Genomic DNA, 742 nt, shown 5'->3' on the forward strand with positions numbered 1-742 from the left:
GCCGATCCGGCCAAGAGACTCGGCCAGCTCTGTAAGCGTCGGCTTGAGTTGCTCCCAGTGTTGCGTGACCGTGCTCCACGACGGCAGGCGGCGCGTGGCCGGCAGCAGGCGCAGGCTCTGGCCGTACTCGCCGATGGGCCGGCCCTCGCGGCGCTCTTCCAGAAACGCCGCCACGCTATCAAAGAAGGCGCGCGCCTGCGCCAGCGCGTTAGTGGCTCGCTCGTACACCCGGCCGGCCTCCACCTCCAGGCCCGCGTACGCATCGGGCCGCAGCCGCTCACGCGCTGCGGAGAGCAGCTCGCCGAGCAGGCCGCTGTTCGGGCTGCCCACGTCCTTCACTTTGCGCTCGAAGTCGGCAAGCTTCCACTCGAAGCTCAATCCGTCGGTGGTGGCGGCCTCGAGGTGATGGGCCTCGTCCAGCACCAGATAGTTGTACGGCGGCAGGACGCGGTTCTCGGTGGCAATGTCGGCGAGCAGCAGGGCGTGATTGACGACGATGACGTGGGCGGCCTCGGCGGCGCGGCGCGCGCGATAGAGCGGGCATCTCCCCTGCATCCGTTCGCGGCAGGTTTCGTTGGTGCAAAGTTCGTCTTCGGCGGAGAGCCGCGCCCAGGCCCCGAAGTCAATCGGCCCCAGCGAGAGCGGGCGACGCTCGCCGTCGCCGTTCTCATGCAGCCAGATGAGCACCTTGGCCAGCACGCGCAGCTCGTCGGCGTTGCGCGGCTTGTGCTTGCGCATGTTC

At 68.9% G+C, this 742-nt stretch carries 1 protein-coding gene; it reads right to left on the bottom strand.

Annotated features, from left to right (window positions below; all coding sequences use genetic code 11):
* Positions 1-742: hypothetical protein (locus NZU74_20385; GenBank protein ID MCS6883687.1), on the bottom strand; the 742-nt coding region annotated here is incomplete at both ends.

This window comes from Chloroflexaceae bacterium (assembly GCA_025057155.1).
GTDB lineage: Bacteria > Chloroflexota > Chloroflexia > Chloroflexales > Chloroflexaceae > JACAEO01.